This window comes from Streptomyces sp. S07_1.15 (assembly GCF_020739505.1).
GTDB classification, from domain to species: domain Bacteria; phylum Actinomycetota; class Actinomycetes; order Streptomycetales; family Streptomycetaceae; genus Streptomyces; species Streptomyces xinghaiensis.
On record NZ_JAJBZK010000001.1, the window covers coordinates 5,716,006 to 5,732,989 of the forward strand.

The window sequence follows — 16,984 nt, forward strand, 5'->3', positions numbered from 1 at the left end:
CCGTGGGGGCGCCGGGCGGCCGTGCTACTCGAAGGGGATGGTCAGGACCGATCCGGTGCCGACCTGGAGCGTGGCCGGGGCCTTGCCGATGGCGCCCCAGACCTCGGCGCGGACGGTCCCTCCCCGGAGGTCGCCCAGGGTGCCGGAGGAGGAGAGCAGTCCGGTGCGGGCGGGGGTGTAGTCCTCGTAGCCGGGGAGGGGGTCGGTGGCGAAGTAGCGGTACGTCTCCACGCGGTCGAAGGAACCGTCGCCGGTCAGGTCGTAGGAGATCCGGACCTGCTGGCCGAGGCCGACGTGGATGCCGGCGTCCACCTTGAGGCGGAAATCGGTGGAGGCGCCGCCCTTCACGGTGCCGTTGACGTTCCGCACCTCGTACACCAGGGGCCGGTGCGGGACGCCGTCGTAGTTGCCCCCCTCGGCGGAGGGGATGGTGTCGGTCGCCGGGGACGTGGCCGCGGTGGTGGAGAGGGTTCCGCCCGGTCGCAGATGGAAGGTGTCACCGGTCACCGGCGAGGGGGACGGGTCGGTCGGGGTCGGCTCCGGGTCGGTGGGGGTGGGCTCGGGATCGGTGGGGGTGGGGTCCGGGTCGCCGGGCAGCGGGGTGTCGGATCCGTTGCCGGAGGCGGAGGAGTGGGCGGGGACGTTGAGCACGGCGCCGTCGGAGAAGGTGACCGTCCGGGCGGTGCCGGTGTCGTTGCGGGCGGCGTAGGTGCGGCTGCCGCCCTTGGCGAACACGGCGGCGGTGGGGCTGTCGGCGGTGACCGAGGTGTCGGGTGCCCCGATCGCGTCGAGGGTGCTGATCCAGTGGTAGGTGTGGGCCTTGGTCTCGCCGTCCTCCGGGGTGTAGGCGCCACCGGTGGCGTCCCAGGCGGCCTTGGCCTTCGCCGGGTCGGCCAGGGCCTGGAACTCCCACAGCACGTCGCGCCACTCCGCGGCCGGGCCGCCGTTCTCCCGCTCCATCTCGGCGATGCTGCGCCGGATGGCGTCCTTCTCCCGGGCCAGGTGGAGCGAACCGCCCGTCACGGGGAGGACGTTGATGCCGTGGATCTCCTCGGGGTTGGCGGTCCACCAGGTGGCGTAGGCGGCGCCGCTGCTCCACACCATGCCGACGGCGTCGTGGGTGTAGTCGCCGGGGTAGACCTCCTCGTCGGCGTCGAACCAGTACTGGGCGATGGCCTCGGACTCGGTGGTGAGGAGATGGACGCCGAGGTCGCGCAGCGAGGTGTTGCCGGTCGCCGAACCCCACAGGACGAGTCCGGCGCTGAGGTTGACCGACTCGGAGGACGACTCCTGGTTGTTGCCGGCCGCGAAGGACGCGTGCCCGGCGGCCCAGCTGTGCCCGGCGTAGACGTCGAAGCCGCGCAGGAAGGGGAACATGGCGTCGGTCCGGCTGGGGTTGGCGGTGTCCCGCACCAGCAGGTCGACCATGCCGCCCCAGGCGGAGTCCGCGGCCCACCCGGGGTCGTGCTGGGCGACGACGGCGGCCGCCAGCACGTAGTAGCCGTAGTGGAAGTGGTGGTCGTTGAGTTCCTTGTCGCTGCCGTAGGAGGCGGGGTAGCCGGTGAGGGTGCGCCACTGGGCGTCGTAGGAGAACTCGGCCTCCCCGCCGGCGGTGAACCACGCCTCCAGCCGGCCCTTGATCAGCTCCAGCAGCTTGTCCCGGGCGGCCGTCTCCCCCAGTTGCTCCGCGATGGGGACGAGCTGGGCGAGTTTGCCCAGGGCCTTGCCGGTCCAGTACGTGTCACGGGCGCCGCTGAACGGATCGCCCGCGTTCACCGCCTCGTTCAGGTACGCCCTGAGCCGGGCCGTGTCGGGCCCGGAGGTCTTCGGCAGACCGGGCAGGACGCCGGTCACCTTCTGCTCGGTGGTGAAGCTCCTGCCCTCGCGCACCTTCATCGTGCCGCGCGGCGAGACGTAGGTGTACGGGGTGAGCGGGTCGGTGGCGTGCAGCCACTGGTGGCGGTAGAGGGCCTGGAGGGTCCCGGTCTCCGTGCCCTCCTTGGCGGTGGTGGTGAGGGTGTAGCCGGCGCGCACCGTGCCGGCCTTCTCGTCGTAGTCCCAGGTCGCCTTGGAGCCGGTGACGAAGCTGAAGGCGTAGGCGCGGTAGTCCGCCAGGGCGCCGGTGCGGGGCAGGACGGCCAGCGAGAAGTAGTCCTTGGAGCCCAGGCCGGCCCGGATGTCGTTCCCCGAGACCGTCCAGTCGCTGCCGGTGGGCGCGAAGAGGGCGTAGTGGTGGCCGGCGACGGTCACGCCGAGCACGTTGCCGTCGTCGGCGAAGACCTCGGGCGCGCTCGCGGTGGTGATCCGCGCGGCGCCGCCGCTGCCCTGGGCGTAGACGAAGGGCATGCCGTGGCCGATGGTGGCGCGGAACGTCCGGGAGCCGTCGGACCACTGGGGGGTGACGGTCCAGTCGCTCCAGTCATGGGCCTTGGCGTCGGGGGAGTTGAGTCCTTCGAGGCCGACGGTGAGGTCCCGCTGGTGCGGGAACTCGTACTGGCGGCCGTCGCCGACGATCGCCGAGGCGGTGGGGTAACCGACCTCCAGCCCGCCGGAGACCGCCTTGTATGTGAGGGGGTGGCCGTACATGTTCTCGGAGTACGGGTTGTCCGCGAAGCGCTGGAAGGCCAGGGAGGACCACCAGTCGTTGGTCGGCACGGGACGGTCCGCGGCGGCGGCCGTGACCTTGGGGGCGACGGGGGCACCGCTGTTGTTCTGCGGTCCCTCCGCGCCGGCGGGCCGGGTGTCGCTGTAACTGCCCCGGCCGACGGGGACGGTGGCGGCGGAGGCGCTGCCCGCCCCGGCCGCGACGAGGCCCGTCGCGGTTAAGGCGGCGGCCGTGGTGACGGCCATGATTCTGCGAAGACGCATGGACTCTCCTTTTTGAGAGCGCTCTCAAAGAATGCCGTCAACGTAGAGAGCTGTCGGTACACCGTCAATACTTGAAGCAGTCCGGGATGCGGGGGTGTGGAGGCCGGCCGCCCGGGCCGTGCGGTGACCGCCTCCTCGCGGTGCGGAGTCACCGCAGGCCGGTGCGGGTACGGGCCGTCGCGGTCACGGCCGGCGGGCCCGCGGAAGGGGCGGCCGGGAACGGACGGCGTCCTTCGGCTTCTGGAGTCCCGGCGGGCGGCGGCCGGGCCTCCGCTCTCACAAAGCGGCGCGAACGCCCGCGACGGGAGGAGAGGGATTCCGTCTCAGATTCCGGGCGCGGGGCCGGCGGCGGGGCCGGGCGTCGTAGGGTTGACGCCGTGACCGTGAACGCTGAATCCACCGCCGGTGTCAACACCTGGCGAGACCTGCCCGCGGCGCAGCAGCCCGAGTGGCCCGACTCCGAGGCTCTGCGCGATGTGATCGCGGACCTCGAGTCCTATCCTCCGCTCGTCTTCGCCGGCGAGTGCGACCAGCTGCGGGCCCAGCTGGGTGCCGTCGCCAGGGGTGAGGCGTTCCTGCTCCAGGGCGGTGACTGCGCCGAGGCGTTCGACGCCGTGGGTGCGGACCAGATCCGCAACAAGCTGAAGACGCTCCTCCAGATGGGGGCCGTGCTCACCTACGCCGGCTCCGTGCCGGTCGTCAAGGTGGGCCGGATCGCCGGCCAGTACAGCAAGCCGCGGTCCAAGTCGACCGAGACCCGGGACGGCGTGACCCTGCCCACGTACCGGGGCGACTCCGTCAACGGCTTCGAGTTCACCGAGAAGGCCCGGGTCCCGGACCCGGAGCGGCTGAAGCGGATGTACCACGCCTCCGCCTCGACGCTGAACCTCGTGCGCGCCTTCACCACCGGCGGCTACGCCGACCTGCGCCAGGTGCACGCCTGGAACCAGGACTTCGTGAAGAACTCCCCGTCCGGGCAGCGCTACGAGGCGCTGGCCCGGGAGATCGACCGGGCGCTGAACTTCATGAACGCCTGCGGCGCGGACCCGGAGGAGTTCAAGACCGTCGAGTTCTACTCCTCGCACGAGGCGCTGATCCTCGACTACGAGTCGGCGCTGACCCGCACCGACTCCCGGACCGGGGAGCTCTACGACGTCTCCGGCCACATGATCTGGATCGGCGAGCGGACCCGGCAGCTCGACGGGGCGCACATCGAGTTCGCCTCCCGGGTGCGCAACCCCGTCGGCGTCAAGCTCGGTCCGTCCACGACGCCCGAGGACGCGCTGGCGCTGATCGACCGGCTCGACCCGGAGCGCGAGCCGGGCCGGCTGACCTTCATCACCCGCATGGGCGCGGACAAGATCCGCGACAAGCTGCCGAACCTGGTGGAGAAGGTCACCGCCTCCGGCGCTCAGGTGGTCTGGGCCTCCGACCCGATGCACGGCAACACCTTCGAGGCGGCGTCCGGGCACAAGACCCGCCGCTTCGACGACGTGCTGGACGAGGTCAAGGGTTTCTTCGAGGTCCACAAGGGCCTCGGCACCCACCCGGGCGGCATCCACATAGAGCTCACCGGCGACGACGTCACCGAGTGCGTCGGCGGCGGCCACGAGATCTTCGTGGACGATCTGCACCAGCGGTACGAGACGGCCTGCGACCCGCGGCTCAATCGCAGCCAGTCGCTGGACCTGGCCTTCCTCGTCGCGGAGATGTACCGGGAGCAGTGAGGCCGGAGCCCGGGAGCGGCGCGGGGGCGCGCATCCGGGCGGAGGGCATACGCGAGGGGCGCGGATCACAGAGATCCGCGCCCCTCGCGTTGTGCGCCCCGGCCCCTGCTGGGTAAGGTAAGGTTTACCTGACTTTCCGCGACCGGCCGGCCCGGCCGCCTGTTGGAGGTGAACCGCGTGTACGTCTGCTCCTGTTTCGGCATCACCGAGCGGGAAGTGCGCGAGCACGCGGACGCCGGGGCCTGCACACCGCGCCGGATCGCCTCCGCCTGCAAGGCGGGCACCGACTGCGGCGGCTGTGTGCGGCGCATCCAGGCGCTGCTGGGGCGGGGCGCCGCACCCGGGGCCCGGGAGGCGGCAGCCATCGCGTCGTCCACCGCGCCGTCCACCGCGGCGGTCCCGTCCGTCGCCCCGGTGGTCCTCGCCGCCGCACAGGCGGTGCGGTCCGCCCGCTCCGCGCGGGCCGCCGAGGCCGCCTGAGCGGATCCCCGCCCGGCGGTACGGCCGCCCGGGCCCGTACCGCTCCTGCCCCTCAGCCCGTGCTCGCCTGGCCCGACTCCTCGGCCGGGTCGATGAGCTGGGCGAGATAGAGCGGCTCCGTCAGCTTCTCGATCAGATCGAGCTGGGTGTCCAGGTAGTCGATGTGGTTCTCCTCGTCGGCGAGGATCGTCTCGAAGAGGTTGGCCGAGGTGATGTCGCCCTTGGACCGCATGATCTCGATGCCGCGCCGCAGCCGGTCGATGGCCTCGACCTCCACCTCCCGGTCGGCCCGGAACATCTCGCTCACCGTCTCGCCGATCCGTACGTGGAAGAGCCGCTGGTAGTTCGGCAGGCCCTCCAGGAAGAGGATGCGGTCGGTGAGCGCCTCGGCGTGCTTCATCTCGTCGAAGGACTCGGCGCGGGTGTACGCGGCGAGCTTCACCCAGCCGTTGTGCTCCTGCTTCTTGGAGTGCAGGAAGTACTGGTTGGTCGCGGTCAGCTCGGCGGTCAGCTGTTCGTTGAGGATCTCGATGATCTCGGGGTCGCCCTGCATCGCGGTGGCTCCTTCACCATCCGGGTGAAACGGACTGAACGGAATGAACTGGGGTGAGCGGTGTGAACGGAGCGAACGGGCTGAGTGCGCTGTTCGTCGGCCCGGCGCATCCTCGCACCGCCGCGAGGATTGATCCAGTAAGTCACCACTAACCCGAATTCATCCGCTTCATCCCGGCCCCGGTCACGATCCGCTGCCGGGGTCTGTCACCATGGACCCCATGGGTCAGCCGGAAAGCCGCGAAGGGGAACAGTCGGTCCTTCCTCCCGGCCAGCGGCTGCAACGCGGCTGGCCGGTCACCCACTACGGGCCGGTGCCCAAGTTCAGACCCGAGCGCTGGGAATTCCGGATCTTCGGCGCCCTGGCCGACCCGGCCGGCCGGGACCGCTGGAACCACGAGGAATTCTCGGCGCTGCCCTACACGACGGTCACCGCCGACCTCCACTGCGTCACCAAGTTCTCCATGACGGACGCGGAATGGGGCGGTGTCGCCGCCCGGACGCTGCTGGACCTCGCGCCGCCCGCGCCCGCCGTCACCCATGTCATGGCCTGGGCGGAGTACGGCTACAGCGCCAATATGCGGCTCTCCGACTTCGCCTCCGAACGGACCATCCTGGCCACCCACAAGGACGGCGAGCTCCTCACCGCCGAGCACGGCTTCCCGGTACGGCTGATCGTGCCGCACCTGTACGGCTGGAAGGGGCCCAAGTGGCTCCGGGGCATCGAGTACATGACCACCGACCGCCGCGGCTTCTGGGAGGAGCGGGGCTACCACAACCTGGGTGACCCCTGGCGCGAACAGCGCTACTCCTACCAGGAGGAACCGGGCGAGGGCCCGGAGCTGTAGCGCCGCCGGCCGTTCGCCCGCCGCGGGCCGGGGCCGTCCGCGCGGGACCGCACGCCGCGCCCCCGCTACGAGCCGGAGCCGCCGCCGTCCCGGAGTTCCTTGAGCAGGGCCACGTCCGCCGCGTGCCCCTCCTGGCCGCCGGGGGTCTCGATGACCAGCGGTACGCTCTCGGCCGCCGGGTGCGTGAACAGCTCGCGGAACGGCTCCGCACCGATGCGGCCCCTGCCGATGTTCTCGTGCCGGTCCTTGTGCGCGCCGGTGACGTCCTTGGAGTCATTGGCGTGGATCAGCTTCAGCCGGCCCGGGCCGACCGTGTCCACCAGCTCGTCCAGCAGCGCCTTGGTGCCGCCCGGTGCCGCCAGGTCGTGCCCGGCGGCGAAGGCGTGGCAGGTGTCCAGGCAGACACCGAGCCGCGGATGGCGGTCGAGCGCGTCGAAGTACGGGCCCAGGTCCTCGGCGAGCGCGCAGAGCGAGGCGCCCTGGCCGGCGGTCGGCTCCAGCAGCAGCCACGGGTCGTCGTCGTGCGTCAGCTCGTCCAGCAGCGGCAGCACCCGCTCCCGTACCTGGGCGAGCGCCGTGGCGCGGTCCCGGCCCCCGGTGGCCGAGCCGGTGTGGACGACGACGCCCAGCGCGCCGATCGCCCGGCCGCGCCGGAGCGAATGCCGCAGGGACCGGACGGAGCGCTCGGTGGTCGCCTCGGTGTGCGAGCCGAAGTTGATGAGATAGGGAGCGTGCACGTACGCGGGCAGCGCCTCGGCGGCACAGGCGGCGCGGAACGCCTCGTCCTGCGCCGGGGAGCCCGCCGGGGTCGCCCAGCCGCGCGGATTGGCGACGAACACCTGCAGGGACTCGGCGCCGATCTCCCGGGCATGGGCCAGCCCCCGCGCGGCGAGCCCGCCGGCCACACGGACATGGCTGCCCACGGGATTCCGGGCGCGGGCGGGGGAGGGGGCCGGGGCGGGGACGTACGGGGCGCTCACCCCTCCAGGGTGCCAGGCGGCCGGAGCGGACCGGCGGCCGGGCCGACCGGCCTGCGGGTTCGCCGTCCCCGGCCGGGCTCCTCCCCGCCGGACCGGGGACGCCGGTTCAGGCGCGCCCGGCGGCGAACGGGCCTCCCTGGGTGAAGGCGAGAGCGGCGAAGCGTTCGCCGATGCGGCGGTGCGTGGCGGCGTCCGGGTGGAGCCGGTCGGGCAGCGGCAGCTCGGCGGCGTCCGCCTCGCCGTAGAGCGCGCGGCCGTCGAGATACCGCAGGTTCGGGTCCTCGGCGGCCCGCTGCTCCACGAGGCGGCTCAGCTCCTCCCGGATGACGCGCAGCGTCAGCTTTCCGGCGGCGCGCTCGGCGGGGTCGCCCAGGGCCCGGAACCCGAGTTCTCCCTCGGCGAGCCGGCTGAGGTCCGGCGCGCTGGGGCCGGGGGTGTCCTCGTGGATGGGGCACAGCACGGGGGAGACGACCAGCAGCGGCACGGTGGGGTGGCCCTCGCGGACGGTGTCGAGGAAGCCGTGCACCGCGGGGCCGAAGGCCCGCAGCCGCATCAGGTCCGTATTGACGAGATTGATGCCGATCTTGACGCTGATCAGATCCGCGGGGGTGTCGCGCAGGGCGCGGGCGGTGAACGGGTCGAGCAGGGCGCCGCCGCCCAGCCCCAGATTGATCAGTTCCACGCCGCCGAGCGAGGCGGCCAGCGCCGGCCAGGTGGTGGTGGGGCTCGCGGCGTCGGAGCCGTGGCTGATCGAACTCCCGTGGTGCAGCCACACCCTGCGGTTCCCGGCCGGCAAGGGCTCGACGGGGGCGTCGGTGCGCAGGGCGACGAGTTCGGTGGTCTCGTTGTGCGGCAGCCAGATCTCGACGTCCTTGACGCCGCCGGGCAGGCCGGTGAAGCGGGCGGTGCCGGCCGGGCCGGGCCGTTTCTCGGCGCTCCCGGTGGCCATGTCGATGAACAGCGTGTTGCCGCCCGTGACGCTTGCCCGCCCGGCCGGGCGGCCGTCGACGAGCAGGTCGTACAGGCCGTCCGGGCGGGGCGGGGCGCCGTTGTGGACGCGTTTGGTGGGCAGGGTGTCCAGCTCGACGGCGGTGGCCCGGGTGCGGAAGGCCAGCCGGACGCCCGAGGGCTGGGACTCGGCCAGGGCCAGCTGCCCGTCGGCGCACTGGGCACGGGCCCGGGCCGGCAGCCGGTGCGGGAGCAGGCCGTGCTCGGTGCGCTCCAGGTCGAGGGCGCCGCGCAGCAGGTCCGCCGTGACGGGGGTGGTGATCCAGGGGTGCTCGGTGGGCATGGCAGACCTCGCTGAGGGGGATACGGGGGCGTCGTCGCCGAGCGGAGGGCGTCCGCACCGGCGGCGGTCCATCCCGGCGGCGGTCCGTCCCCCGGGCGGTGCGGGCTCCGGCCGGGGTCAGGGCGCGGGCGGAGGTGCGGGCCGAGGTGCGGGGGAGGGGGCCGGGGGTGCGGGCCAGTTCCGCAGCAGGGCGTCGAGGGCGTCCAGGATCCTCGGCCAGGTGTCCTGCGGTCCGGGCGCGCTGTGGCTGAACGCTCCGCCCGTCTCCAGGGTGACGAAGCCGTGGAAGACGCTGCCCAGCAGCCGGACGGCGTGCGTCTGGTCCGGCTCCGTCAGGTCGTAGCCGCGCAGGACCGCCCGCGTCATCCCGGAGTGCCGGGGGCCGGCGCTCGCGGCGGCCGTCCCGGGGTCGAGCCGCAGCTGGGCCGCGGCGTAACGGCCGGGATGTTCCCGGGCGTAGTCGCGGTAGACGTCTCCCAGGGCGGCCAGGGCGTCCTTCCCGGCCCGTCCGGCCAGGGCCGCGGCGCCCCGGTCGGCGAGTTCCTCCAGGGCGAGGAGGGCGATCCTCGTCCGGAGGTCCCGGGAGTTCTTCACGTGCGAGTACAGACTCGCCACCTTGACGTCGAACCGCCGGGCGAGCGCCGAGAGGGTCACCGCGTCGAACCCGGCCTCGTCGGCCAGTTCCGCTCCCGCCCGGGTCAGGCGCTCGGCGCTCAGTCCTGCGCGTGCCATGTCCCTCCTCCTCTGTTCCGTCAGCCATTATGCATTTGCCTAATAGCCTTAGCCAAATTAGCGTGTCTTATATGAAACCGCTGACCGAGCGAGAGATCCGTGCCGCGTTCGTGAACTGCACCAAGGGCGAGGCGAAGCGCCTGTCCGTCCCCCGTGACCTGGGCGACCGCCCCTGGGAAGACCTGGACTACCTCGGCTGGCGGGACCCGCTGGCTCCCGACCGCGCCTACCTCGTCGCCGAGCTGGACGGCCGTCCGCGGGCCCTCGCGCTGCGCGGCTCCCGCGCCTCCTCCCGGACGGCGCGGCGCAGCATGTGCTCGGTGTGCGTGACCACCCACACCGGGGGCGTCTCCCTGATGGTCGCGCCGAAGGCGGGGAAGGCCGGCCGGCAGGGCGACTCGGTGGGCATATACCTGTGCGGCGACCTCGCCTGCTCGCTCTATGTACGGGGCCGGAAGGACCCCGGCCCCGGCGCGCGGCTCCACGAGACGCTCACCACGGAGGAGAAGATCCTGCGGACCGTGGCGAACCTCTCGGCGTTCGTCGCCAGGGTCACCGCCTGACCCCGGGACCGGCGGCCCGCCGCCGGGGGACACCGCGAACCGCGGACTTCCCCGGGGTGAACGCCCCTACCGGACGCGGAGCGTGATCGTGCTGCCCTTCGGCGCCTCGTCGCCCGCGTCGACCGACTGGTCGAAGACCGTGTCACCGAAGAAGAACCGGCGGATCTTCACATCGAAGCCCAGTTCCTCCAGCTCGCTGCGGGCCTCCTCGGCGTCGGCGCCCTCGACGTCCGGCACCACGATCATCTCGGGCCCCCGGGACAGGGTGAGCGTGACCGTGTCGCCCTGCGCGAGGGTGGCGCCCTCGGCCGGTGACTGCTCGGCCACCGCGCCCTTCTCCTCCTCGGAGAAGACCCGCTCCGGGGCGATCCGCACCTTCAGGCCCGCGTCCTCCAGCGTCTGCCGGGCGTCGCCCGCCGGTTCGCCGGTCACGCCGGGCGTCTCCACGGGCTCGCCCCGGGAGACGGTGAGGGCGACGGCCGTGTCGGGCTTCCTCTCGGTGCCCGCCTTCGGGCGGGTGGAGACCACCGCGCCCCGGGCGACCGTGTCGTGGAACGTCTCCGTGACCACGCCGGGCACCAGGCCCAGCTCCTTGAGCCGGTCCTCGGCCTTCCCCAGCGGCACGCCCCGCAGATCCGGGATCTCCACCACGTCCGGGCCCTTGGAGACGAGGAGCGTGACCGTGCGGCTGTCGCGGATGCGGGCGCCGCGCTCCGGGTCGGTGCTGATCACGCGGCCGCGCTCCACGACGTCGCTGAACCCCTCCTTCACCTCGACGTCCAGCCCGGCGGAGCGCAGGGTCTTCTCGGCCGCGGCCCGCGGCTCGCCCAGCACCCCCGGGACCCGGGTGAACTGGCCCGAGTTGATGTACCAGACCCCCAGGACGCTGCCCAGGAGCAGCAGCCCGGCGGTGATCAGCGGCAGCAGCCGCCGGCGCCGCAGCGCGCGGCCGGCGGGCGCGGTGGGGACGGCGGAGGACCCGGGCCCCGGCGCGCCCGGCGGCGGCACCTCCAGCCGGCTGGTGCGCTCCAGGCCGTCCTCGCGGTGCAGGGCGGCGGTGCTCTCGTACGGCTCCCGGCGGGGCCCGCCCCGGTCCGGGGAGCCCGCCGCGGCCGCCGCGGCGCGGGTGCGGGGCAGCACGCTCGTACGGTCCTCGCTGCCCGCGGCCGCGGGCGTCAGGGCCTGCGGCGGCAGGGCGTCCAGCTCGGCGCCGGTGAGCCCGGCGCGCACCTCCCGGACCGCCGCGAGCATCGCGGCCGCGTCCGCCGGGCGCGCCGCGGGGGTGCGGGCGGTGGCGTCGCACACCAGGCGGTCCAGCCCGGGGGCCAGGCCGGGCACGGCGGCCGACGGCGGCGGTACGTCCTCGTGGAGGTGCTGGTAGAGCACCTGGGCGGGGGTGCCGCCGGCGTGCGGCTTGGCTCCCGTCAGCATCTCGTACAGCACGATGCCGCAGGCGTAGACGTCGACGCGGGGGTCGGCGGTGCCGTGCTCGATCTGCTCGGGGGCGAGATACGAGACCGTGCCGAGCAGGGTGCCCGGGGAGGCGGTGGTGTCCGTGTCCACGGCCCGCACCAGGCCGAAGTCGGCGACCTTGACCCGGCCGTCGTCGCCGATCAGCACGTTCTCCGGCTTCATGTCGCGGTGGACGAGCCCGCCGAGGTGCGCGGCGCCGAGCGCGGCGAGCACGGGCTCCAGGATGTCCAGGGCGGCCCGGGGGCGGAGCGCCCCGCGCTCGCGCAGCACGTCGCGCAGGGTGCACCCGGCGACGTACTCCATGGCGAGGAAGACATGGGTGCCGTCGTCGCCCTGGTCGTACACCCCGACGACATTGGGGTGGTCGAGCCGTGCCACGGCCTTCGCCTCGCGGATGAACCGCTCGACGAAGGCGGCGTCGGCCGCGAGCCCCGGGTGCATCACCTTGAGCGCGAGCACACGGTCGAGCCGGGTGTCGAGACCCCGGTAGACGGTGGCCATACCGCCGGTGGCGATCCGCGCGTCGATCCGGTAGCGGCCGTCGAGCACCTGCCCGACCAGCGGGTCCTCCCGGCGCGGGCCGGGGGAGGGGTCCTGCAGGGTCGTATCCACGCTGGTGAGTCTACGAGCCGTGGCGCGCGGTGCGGGCCCTCCCCGGGGCGCCCGTGGCCGCACTGCTACCGGAATGTGACAGCGGGTGGGAAACCGGCGGGCGGCGGGGCGCGGGGCCGCACCGGCCGCCCCGGGAGCGGCCGTTGGGGCGTACGGGGGCGGGGCGGCGGCGGGTGGCGAGGGGCCGGGCGGGCGCGGAGGCGGACGTGAGTCCCGTCACGGCTCCGGGGCCGTGCCGTCGCGGTGGCGGGACCGGGAACCGCGCGGGCCGGGGCCCGGTGCCGCCCCCGGCCCGGCGCGTCCCGCTGCCGTCCGTCCCTCCCGTTCCCCGGCCGGGCCCGCCGCGCCCTCCGCCAGCCGGTCAGCCCGTCAGCCGAAGGCCGGCCGCTCCGGGTCCAGCGCCGCGCGGCCCTCGGCGGGCGAGGACGCCTCGGCGAAGTGCCGGCGCGGGATGCGGCCCGCGCGGTGCGCCAGCCGGCCCGCCTCCACGGCGTGCCGCATGGCGTGCGCCATCAGCTCCGGTTCCTGCGCGCGGGTCACCGCCGAGGCCAGCATCACGGCGGCGCAGCCCAGCTCCATGGCCAGGGCCGCGTCGGAGGCGGTGCCCGCGCCCGCGTCGAGGATGACGGGCACCCCGGCCCGCTCGGTGATCAGCTGGAAGTTGTGCGGGTTGCGGATGCCGAGCCCGGAGCCGATGGGGGAGCCCAGCGGCATGATCGCGGCGCAGCCCGCCTCCTCCAGCCGCCGCGCCAGCACGGGATCGTCGTTGGTGTAGGGCAGGACGGTGAAGCCGTCGTCGACGAGGGTCTCGGCGGCGTCCAGCAGGCCGACCGGGTCGGGCAGCAGGGTGCGCTCGTCGGCGACCACCTCCAGCTTTACCCAGTCCGTGCCGAGCGCCTCACGGGCGAGGCGGGCGGTGAGGACGGCTTCCCCGGCGGTGAAGCAGCCCGCGGTGTTGGGCAGCGCGCGGATGCCGAGCCGGTCCAGGACGGACAGGACGGAGCCCTGCACGGTCGGGTCCAGCCGGCGCATCGCGACGGTCGTCAGCTCGGTGCCGGAGGCGGTGAGGGCGCGCTCCAGGACGTCCAGGCTGGAGGCGCCGCCGGTGCCCATGATGAGCCGGGACGCGAACGGGACCCCCGCGATGACCAGCGGGTCGGCGGCGGGTTCGTGAGCGGGCGAGGGCGCGGTCGCGGACGGGGGCGGCGCGTCCGGGGACGGGCCGGGCGCGGCGGGCGCGGTGCCCGCGTGCGCGGTGCCGTCGTACACGGTGGTGTCGGCCATGGGTCAGCCTCCCTGGACGGCGGTGAGGATCTCGACGCGGTCGCCCGCGCCGAGCCGGGTGGCGGGCCAGGCGCCGCGCGGGACGACGGTCTCGTTGACGGCGGCGGCGACCCCGGTGCGGGCCCGGGTGAAGCCGGCGACCAGCGCGTCCAGCGTGGTGCCGGCGGGCAGGTCGCGGGAGGCCCCGTTGACGGAAACGGTCACGGTCGTGTTGACGTCGACGGTCATACGGGCTGCTCCTGTCGTGCGGAAGCGGATGCGGCGCCGGCCGCGCCGGTGGCTTCGGTGGCTGCGGCGCCGCCCGCGAACCGCAGCGGCGAGAAGGCGCGGGCCTCCTCCGGCAGCGCGCCGGTGGCCAGCGCCTCGGCCATCGCGTCCCCGGTGACCGGCGTGAGGAGAACACCGTTGCGGTGGTGGCCCGTCGCCAGATGCAGGCCGGGCAGTGCGGACGGGCCGAGCAGCGGGGCGTTGTCGGGCGAGCAGGGGCGCAGGCCCGCGCGGGTCTCGGTGAGCGGCAGTTCGGTCAGACCGGGCACCAGCTCATGGGCGTCGCGCAGGAGTTCGTACACCCCGCCCGCGGTGACGGTGGTGTCCCAGCCGAGTTCCTCACTGGTCGCACCGATCACCAGTTCGCCGTTCTCGCGCGGCACCAGGTAGACCTGTCCGCCGCGCACCACGGCCCGTACGGTGCGGGAGAGGAAGGGCGCGTACCGCTCGGGCACCCGCAGCCGCAGCACCTGCCCCTTGACCGGCCGCACCGGTGGCAGCACCTCCTCCGGAATCCCCTGGAGCCGTCCGCTCATGCTCCCGGCGGCCAGCACGGTCAGCCCCGCCGCGACCCCGGTGCCGTCGTCCAGGACGGCGCCGGTCGCGCGGTCCGCCGAGACGGACAGCCGCCCGGCGCGCTGCCGGTGGAAGACGACCCCCGCGCGTTCACAGGCGCGCACCAGGGCGGTCGCCAGCCGCCGCGGATCGCACTGGTGATCGCCGTCCACCCGCAGACCGCCGCGCACCCCCGGCGCCAGCATGGGTTCCAGACGCCGGCACTCACGGCCCGTCAGCCACTGCGCGTCCAGTCCGGACGCCAGTTGCAGGGCGTGCAGTTCGCGCAGGTGGGCGCGGTCGTCGGCGTCCAGGGCGACCGCGAGGGTGCCGCAGGCCCGGTAACCGATGTCCTGGCCGCTCGCCTCCTCCAGCTCGGCCGCGAACGCCGGATAGCGCGCGGCGGAGGCCAGGTTGAGACCCAGCAGCGTCTGCTCGCCGTAGTGGAGTTCGGAGACGGCGGCCAGCATCCCGGCGGCCACCTGCGCGGCACCGCCGCCCGGAGCGGGGTCGGCGACGGCGGTGTCCAGGCCGCGCTGGGCCGCGCGCCAGGCGGTGACCAGGCCGATGATGCCGCCCCCGACGACCAGTACGTCATGGGTGTGCCGGGCGGCTCCGCGCCCGCCTCCGCCCGCGTGCCCCTCGGCGCAGCTGTGCGCGTTCCCCGGTGATGTGTGCATGGGCGTCCAGCTCCTCCCTTCGCCGGCATGACCCGGATCAGGTTCGTACGGTCGGAGGCGGTCCGGCCTCCCTCTCAGCCCGGTCCTCCGGGCTCCCGCGAGTGCTTGTGCCCGCCACCCTAACGCCCCCGCGCCGACCGCTGTAAGGCCCGGCCGGGTCGCGGGCCCGCCGTCCGCCCGGGCGCGGGACCCGTGCGCGGCCCGGCCGCCGGGGACCGCCCGCGGTGTCCGCCGGGGCGGTCCTAGAGTGAACGCGTGAGCGAGGACAGGCGGACAGCAGAGCGAGTCGTGATCGTCGGCGCGGGCATGGCGGGGGCGCGGACCGCGGTCGCGCTCCGCGAGGAGGGCTGGCCGGGCGCCATCACCCTGCTCGGCGCCGAGAGCCACCCGCCGTACGACCGGCCGCCGTTGTCGAAGGCGGTACTCCAGGGCGGGCACGGCGGGCACGGCGGGAACGCGGCCGCCGGTGCCGAGGGGGGCGCGTCGGCCGGCGCGGCCACCGGTCCGGCCGGAGCCACATCGCTCGGCATCGACTTCGCCGCCCTGGACGTCGAATTGCTGCTCGGCCACCCGGCGAACGCGCTCCGCGCCGCCGACCGGCTGGTCGTCGCCGGGGACACCGTCCTCCCGTACGACCACCTCGTCATCGCCACCGGCGCCGATCCCATCGGCCTCCCCGGCAGCGAGACCTCGCCCGGCGTGCACGTGCTGCGCACCCTCGACGACGCCGAACGGCTGCGCCCGGTGCTCGCCGCCGGCCGCCGGATCGTCATCGTCGGCGCGGGCTGGATCGGCGCCGAGCTCACCACCGCCGCACGCGAGGCGGGCTGCCCCGTCACCGTCGTCGAGGCCACCGGCCGCCCGCTGGCCGACGCCCTCCCGGCCGAGGTCACCGCGCCCATGGCGGGCTGGTACGAGGAGGCGGGCGCCCGCCTCCTCACCGGCACCCGCGTCGCCGCCGTCGAGTCCGGCGGCGTCCTCCTCGGGGACGGCAGCCGGCTCCGCGCGGACGCCGTTGTCGTCGGCATCGGCGCCCGGCCCGCCACCGGCTGGCTGGCGGGTTCCGGCGTCGAGCTCGGCGCGGACGGCTCCGTACGGGCCGACGAGCGGCTGGGCACCTCCCTGCCGGACGTCTACGCGGTCGGCGACTGCGCCTCCTTCCCCTCCGCCCGCTACGGCGAGCGGCTGCTGATCCACCACTGGGACAACGCCTTCCGGGGACCGGTCACCGTGGCCGCGCGCATCGCGCGCCGCGCCGAGGAGACCCCCGTGTACGACCCGGTGCCGTACTTCTGGTCGGAGCAGTTCGGCCGCTTCCTCCAGTACGCGGGCCACCACTCCGGCGGCGAGCGCCTGCTGTGGCGCGGTGACCCGGCGGGCACCTCCTGGTCGGTGTGCTGGCTGCGGGACGGGGTGCTGACGGCCCTGCTCGCCGTGGGCCGGCCGCGCGACCTCGCGCAGGGCCGCCGGCTGATCGAGCGGGCGGCGCGGCTCGACCCGGAGCGGGCCGCCGACCCCTCCGTGCCGCTGAAGTCGGCCGCCGTCTGAGCGGGTGTGCGCCCGCCCGGCGGTGCCGCGCTTCCGGGTGTCGGTCCCGGATGGCACGCTTGACCTGTGACCGAGATTGACACGAAGACCGAAGCGCTCGTCTCCGACTGGCTCACCCTCCCCGACGTCGCCGAACGCCTGGGCGTGGAGGTGACCCGCGTCCGGCAGCTGGTCAGGGAGGGCCAGCTGATCGCGGTGCGCCGTGGCGAGAACCGCGTGCTCCAGGTGCCGGCCGCCTTCATCGGGAACGGCAAGGTGATCAAGGGCCTCGTCGGAACGCTGACGCTCCTGCGGGACGACGGCTTCACCGACGAGGAAATGCTGGAATGGCTCTTCACCCCGGATCCGAGCCTGCCCGGCACGCCGGCCCAGGCCCTGGGGGAGAACCGCGGCACGGAGGTGAAGCGCCGCGCCCAGGCGCTCGCCGTCTGACCGGAGCCGGACACGAAGCCGGACCCGGAGCCGCACACGAAGCCGGACACGGCGCCGGCCCGGTCCGGAAACGGTCCGGGCCGGCCCGCCGG

Annotated in this window: 15 protein-coding genes and 1 riboswitch; of the genes, 6 read left to right on the forward strand and 9 right to left on the reverse strand. The window is 74.3% G+C overall.

Annotation, left to right across the window (positions count from 1 at the left end; all coding sequences use genetic code 11):
* Nucleotides 1-24: 24 nt before the first annotated feature.
* Nucleotides 25-2,868, reverse strand: coding sequence for a glycosyl hydrolase (locus tag LIX60_RS24490; protein ID WP_227960628.1), 2,844 nt, complete (start codon nt 2,866-2,868; stop codon nt 25-27).
* Between the two features lie 377 nt (nt 2,869-3,245).
* On the opposite strand from LIX60_RS24490, the gene LIX60_RS24495 reads away from it, so the two are divergent.
* Both LIX60_RS24495 and LIX60_RS24500 read left to right on the forward strand, forming a co-directional pair.
* Nucleotides 3,246-4,595, forward strand: a complete 1,350-nt coding sequence (locus LIX60_RS24495) for a class II 3-deoxy-7-phosphoheptulonate synthase (RefSeq protein WP_125626590.1) — start codon at nt 3,246-3,248, stop codon at nt 4,593-4,595.
* Nucleotides 4,596-4,772: 177 nt separating this feature from the next.
* Nucleotides 4,773-5,075, forward strand: coding sequence for a bacterioferritin-associated ferredoxin (locus LIX60_RS24500; RefSeq protein WP_227962906.1), 303 nt, complete (start codon nt 4,773-4,775; stop codon nt 5,073-5,075).
* A 52-nt stretch (nt 5,076-5,127) separates the two neighbouring features.
* Here the strand turns inward: LIX60_RS24500 and bfr are convergent, their stop codons facing one another.
* Nucleotides 5,128-5,628 carry a bacterioferritin gene (bfr, locus tag LIX60_RS24505; RefSeq protein WP_227960631.1) on the reverse strand — a complete coding sequence of 167 codons (501 nt, stop codon included), beginning with the start codon at nt 5,626-5,628 and terminating at the stop codon, nt 5,128-5,130.
* A gap of 220 nt (nt 5,629-5,848) precedes the next feature.
* Between bfr and LIX60_RS24510 the strand changes: the two genes are divergently transcribed.
* On the forward strand, nt 5,849-6,475 hold the full coding sequence (locus LIX60_RS24510; protein WP_227960633.1) for a sulfite oxidase-like oxidoreductase: 627 nt from the start codon (nt 5,849-5,851) through the stop codon (nt 6,473-6,475).
* 65 nt (nt 6,476-6,540) lie between these two features.
* On the opposite strand, the gene LIX60_RS24515 is transcribed toward LIX60_RS24510, so the two are convergent.
* The 3 genes from LIX60_RS24515 to LIX60_RS24525 all read right to left on the reverse strand — a co-directional run bounded on the left by LIX60_RS24515 (nt 6,541) and on the right by LIX60_RS24525 (nt 9,478).
* The gene (locus tag LIX60_RS24515; protein ID WP_227960635.1) at nt 6,541-7,455 is read right to left on the reverse strand and encodes a deoxyribonuclease IV; all 915 of its coding nucleotides are present in this window, start codon (nt 7,453-7,455) and stop codon (nt 6,541-6,543) included.
* Nucleotides 7,456-7,561: 106 nt separating this feature from the next.
* On the reverse strand, nt 7,562-8,746 hold the full coding sequence (locus LIX60_RS24520; RefSeq protein ID WP_227960636.1) for a GDSL-type esterase/lipase family protein: 1,185 nt from the start codon (nt 8,744-8,746) through the stop codon (nt 7,562-7,564).
* Nucleotides 8,747-8,863: 117 nt separating this feature from the next.
* The gene (locus tag LIX60_RS24525; protein ID WP_227960637.1) at nt 8,864-9,478 is read right to left on the reverse strand and encodes a TetR/AcrR family transcriptional regulator; all 615 of its coding nucleotides are present in this window, start codon (nt 9,476-9,478) and stop codon (nt 8,864-8,866) included.
* A gap of 71 nt (nt 9,479-9,549) precedes the next feature.
* Here LIX60_RS24525 and LIX60_RS24530 point away from each other — a divergent pair, with 71 nt between their 5' ends.
* The gene (locus LIX60_RS24530; protein WP_227960638.1) at nt 9,550-10,041 is read left to right on the forward strand and encodes an FBP domain-containing protein; all 492 of its coding nucleotides are present in this window, start codon (nt 9,550-9,552) and stop codon (nt 10,039-10,041) included.
* Between the two features lie 66 nt (nt 10,042-10,107).
* Here LIX60_RS24530 and pknB read toward each other — a convergent pair whose 3' ends face one another.
* The 4 genes from pknB to thiO form a co-directional block, all read right to left on the reverse strand.
* Nucleotides 10,108-12,126 carry a Stk1 family PASTA domain-containing Ser/Thr kinase gene (pknB, locus tag LIX60_RS24535; RefSeq protein WP_227960639.1) on the reverse strand — a complete coding sequence of 673 codons (2,019 nt, stop codon included), beginning with the start codon at nt 12,124-12,126 and terminating at the stop codon, nt 10,108-10,110.
* A 369-nt stretch (nt 12,127-12,495) separates the two neighbouring features.
* Nucleotides 12,496-13,410 carry a thiazole synthase gene (locus tag LIX60_RS24540; RefSeq protein ID WP_227960640.1) on the reverse strand — a complete coding sequence of 305 codons (915 nt, stop codon included), beginning with the start codon at nt 13,408-13,410 and terminating at the stop codon, nt 12,496-12,498.
* 3 nt (nt 13,411-13,413) lie between these two features.
* Nucleotides 13,414-13,638: a sulfur carrier protein ThiS gene (thiS, locus tag LIX60_RS24545; protein WP_227960642.1), complete on the reverse strand. Its 225-nt coding sequence runs from the start codon at nt 13,636-13,638 to the stop codon at nt 13,414-13,416.
* The gene (gene thiO, locus LIX60_RS24550) at nt 13,635-14,912 is read right to left on the reverse strand and encodes a glycine oxidase ThiO (RefSeq protein ID WP_227960644.1); all 1,278 of its coding nucleotides are present in this window, start codon (nt 14,910-14,912) and stop codon (nt 13,635-13,637) included. Before thiO ends, thiS begins: the two co-directional genes overlap by 4 nt.
* A riboswitch (TPP riboswitch) is annotated at nt 14,909-15,021 on the reverse strand. (Overlaps the previous gene by 4 nt.)
* A gap of 197 nt (nt 15,022-15,218) precedes the next feature.
* On the opposite strand from thiO, the gene LIX60_RS24555 reads away from it, so the two are divergent.
* Together LIX60_RS24555 and LIX60_RS24560 are read left to right on the forward strand one after the other, a co-directional pair.
* Nucleotides 15,219-16,460, forward strand: coding sequence for an NAD(P)/FAD-dependent oxidoreductase (locus LIX60_RS24555; protein WP_265585745.1), 1,242 nt, complete (start codon nt 15,219-15,221; stop codon nt 16,458-16,460).
* 66 nt (nt 16,461-16,526) lie between these two features.
* Nucleotides 16,527-16,892 carry an Rv2175c family DNA-binding protein gene (locus tag LIX60_RS24560; protein ID WP_019706499.1) on the forward strand — a complete coding sequence of 122 codons (366 nt, stop codon included), beginning with the start codon at nt 16,527-16,529 and terminating at the stop codon, nt 16,890-16,892.
* Nucleotides 16,893-16,984 lie beyond the last annotated feature (92 nt).

Excerpts from the sequence above, each read along its gene's own strand:
- bfr (WP_227960631.1), bottom strand. The coding sequence starts at position 5,628 with ATGCAGGGCGACCCCGAGATCATCGAGATCCTCAACGAACAGCTGACC.
- LIX60_RS24510 (WP_227960633.1), top strand. The coding sequence starts at position 5,849 with ATGGGTCAGCCGGAAAGCCGCGAAGGGGAACAGTCGGTCCTTCCTCCC.
- LIX60_RS24555 (WP_265585745.1), top strand. The coding sequence starts at position 15,219 with ATGGCGGGGGCGCGGACCGCGGTCGCGCTCCGCGAGGAGGGCTGGCCG.
- LIX60_RS24520 (WP_227960636.1), bottom strand. The coding sequence starts at position 8,746 with ATGCCCACCGAGCACCCCTGGATCACCACCCCCGTCACGGCGGACCTG.
- LIX60_RS24525 (WP_227960637.1), bottom strand. The coding sequence starts at position 9,478 with ATGGCACGCGCAGGACTGAGCGCCGAGCGCCTGACCCGGGCGGGAGCG.
- thiO (WP_227960644.1), bottom strand. The coding sequence starts at position 14,912 with ATGCACACATCACCGGGGAACGCGCACAGCTGCGCCGAGGGGCACGCG.
- LIX60_RS24530 (WP_227960638.1), top strand. The coding sequence starts at position 9,550 with ATGAAACCGCTGACCGAGCGAGAGATCCGTGCCGCGTTCGTGAACTGC.
- LIX60_RS24540 (WP_227960640.1), bottom strand. The coding sequence starts at position 13,410 with ATGGCCGACACCACCGTGTACGACGGCACCGCGCACGCGGGCACCGCG.
- thiS (WP_227960642.1), bottom strand. The coding sequence starts at position 13,638 with ATGACCGTCGACGTCAACACGACCGTGACCGTTTCCGTCAACGGGGCC.
- LIX60_RS24490 (WP_227960628.1), bottom strand. The coding sequence starts at position 2,868 with ATGCGTCTTCGCAGAATCATGGCCGTCACCACGGCCGCCGCCTTAACC.